We start from the raw sequence: 2,366 nt of genomic DNA on the forward strand, positions 1-2,366 counted from the left end.
GAAATTAGAGGTCCTGTTGCTAAAGAAGCAGCTGACAGATGGCCTAGTGTTGGTAGTGCAGCAAGTATTTTAGTATAAGGTGAAAAAATGTCAAAACAACCAAGAAAACAAAGAAAAGCTCTTTATAATGCTCCTGCTCATGCACGTGGAAAACATTTAAGTGTTTCTTTAAGTAATGATTTAAGGGAAAAAATTGGAAAAAGAACTTTACCTGTTAAATCCGGTGACAAAGTTAGAGTTGTCCGTGGAGATTTTAAAGGACATGAAGGAGAAGTTCTTACTGTAGACTACGGTTCTTACAAAGTAACCATTGAAGAAGTTACTTTATCAAAACCTGATGGAACTGCTACTTTTCTCCCAGTTGATCCATCTAACTTAGTGATTATTGATGCAGACTTAAAAGACGATAGAAGAATTAAAGATAAAGGAGATAATTAATATGGCTAAAATGGGATCTAGAAAACATCTTAAAAGATATAAGGCACCAAAATCCTGGCCTATCCATCCTAAAGAAGACACCTGGACTGTAAAACCTTCCCCAGGTTCTCACTCTATTATAGATTCTATTCCATTAACCTTAGTTATCAGAGATGTTTTAAAATTAGCAGATAATGCTAGAGAAGCAAAAAGAATCATTAACTCTGGTAATGTTTTAGTTGATGGAAGAGTTGTTAAAGATTATAAATTCCCAGTCGGATTTATGGATATTATTGAAATTCCTAAAACTGAAGAATCTTACAGAGTTCTTTTAGATAGGAAAGGAAGATTACAATTAGATTCAATTGATGATAGTAGTGCTAAATTATCTAAGATTGTTAACAAAACCACAATCAAAGGTGGAAAAACTCAATTAAACCTTCATGATGGTAAAAATGTTATCATTGATGAAGACGATTACTCTGTTGGAGACGTTATTTGTTTAAAAGTACCTGAACAAGAAATTGTTGAAGCATATCCTTTACAAGAAGGAGCTACTGTTCTTGTTACTGGTGGTAAACACACTGGTGAATTAGGTACCGTAACTGAAATTATTGAAAACAAATCTACTAATCCAAATACTATTATTATTGAGAACAGTTCAAAAGACGAATTTTTAACTTTAAAAGATTATGCATTTGTAGTTGGTACCGATGCACCAGCAATATCTTTATTGGAGGTTAATAAATGAACCCAATGAATGAAGTACGTATCGAAAAGGCTACAGTCAGCATTGGTGTTGGTGAAGCAGGTGAAAAATTATCCCGTGCTATTACACTTTTAGAAGAAATGTTCGGTCAAACTCCTGTCAAAACCTACTCTAAAGTTACTAACCCAGAATGGGGTATTAGGAAAAAACAACCAATTGCATGTAAATTAACTTTACGTGGAGAAAAAGCTGACAAAGCTATTGATATGGTTTTAGAAGGTATTAGTAGAAATATTAGACCTACTCAATTTGATGCTCAAGGAAACCTTTCTTTTGGTATTAGAGAACATATCGATATCCCTGGTATGAGATATAACCCTGATATTGGTATTTTCGGTATGAACGTTTCTGTTACATTTGAAAAACCAGGTTACAGAATTTCCAGAAGAAAAATCCAACAAAAGAAAGTTCCTCAAAAACATAGAATTTCTAAAGAAGAAACCATGAAATTCATGGAAGAAAATTTCAATGTTAATTATGTAACTGAATAAGGTGATATTTTGCCAAGAAAATACGGAAAAGCTGCTAAAAAATGTAGTCGTTGTGGAGACCATTCTGCTATGGTTAGCAGATACGGTATAAATTTATGTAGACAATGTTTTAGGGAAGTAGCTCCTAAAATGGGATTTAAAAAATATAATTAGAGGTTTTAAATATGAGTCTTATGGATCCTCTTGCTGATGCTTTAACAAATATCAGAAATAACGAATTACAAGTAAACGATTCTTGTGTTATTTCTCCTGCTTCCAAATTGATTGGACAAGTGTTAAGCACTATGCAAAAAGAGAATTATATTGGTAATTTTGAATATATTGATGACAACAGGGCAGGTAAATTCACTGTTGAATTAAAAGGTAACATTAACAAATGTGGTGTTATCAAACCTCGTCATGCTGTTAAGAAAGATGAATTTGAGAAATTTGAAAAAAGATATTTGCCAGCAAAGAACTTTGGTATTTTAATTGTCACTACTCCTGAAGGAATTATGACTCACTATGAGGCTAAGGAAAGAGGAATTGGTGGACGTTTGTTGGCTTACATGTATTAGGTGATAAAATGGTAGTAGCTGCAGCTATAAGGGAAGAAATTGAAATCCCTGAAGGCGTTGAAGTTATAATTGAAAATAATGAGGTTTCTGTAAAAGGACCTAATGGAGAAGACTCCAGAAAATTTACTTATC

5 protein-coding genes and 2 pseudogenes are annotated in these 2,366 nt (G+C 33.1%); all 7 read left to right on the forward strand.

The genetic code is table 11. From position 1 onward, the window contains the following. Window positions 1-78 (forward strand): annotated as a pseudogene (rpl14p, locus tag ACJROP_RS04500) (50S ribosomal protein L14); the annotation flags it as partial. A gap of 9 nt (window positions 79-87) precedes the next feature. Beyond that, entirely contained in the window at window positions 88-438 is a 351-nt protein-coding gene (gene rplX / locus ACJROP_RS04505) for a 50S ribosomal protein L24 (protein ID WP_406534294.1), read from the forward strand. Window position 439: 1 nt separating this feature from the next. Beyond that, window positions 440-1,168, forward strand: coding sequence for a 30S ribosomal protein S4e (locus ACJROP_RS04510; protein ID WP_406534295.1), 729 nt, complete (start codon window positions 440-442; stop codon window positions 1,166-1,168). Next, window positions 1,165-1,677: a 50S ribosomal protein L5 gene (locus ACJROP_RS04515; RefSeq protein ID WP_406534296.1), complete on the forward strand. Its 513-nt coding sequence runs from the start codon at window positions 1,165-1,167 to the stop codon at window positions 1,675-1,677. Before ACJROP_RS04510 ends, ACJROP_RS04515 begins: the two co-directional genes overlap by 4 nt. 9 nt (window positions 1,678-1,686) lie before the next feature. Further along, window positions 1,687-1,830, forward strand: coding sequence for a 30S ribosomal protein S14 (locus tag ACJROP_RS04520; protein WP_292608552.1), 144 nt, complete (start codon window positions 1,687-1,689; stop codon window positions 1,828-1,830). Between the two features lie 11 nt (window positions 1,831-1,841). Then, window positions 1,842-2,234, forward strand: coding sequence for a 30S ribosomal protein S8 (locus ACJROP_RS04525; protein WP_406534297.1), 393 nt, complete (start codon window positions 1,842-1,844; stop codon window positions 2,232-2,234). Between the two features lie 8 nt (window positions 2,235-2,242). After that, window positions 2,243-2,366 (forward strand): annotated as a pseudogene (rpl6p, locus tag ACJROP_RS04530) (50S ribosomal protein L6); the annotation flags it as partial.

The organism is Methanobrevibacter sp. (assembly GCF_045220775.1).
Taxonomy (GTDB): domain Archaea; phylum Methanobacteriota; class Methanobacteria; order Methanobacteriales; family Methanobacteriaceae; genus Methanocatella.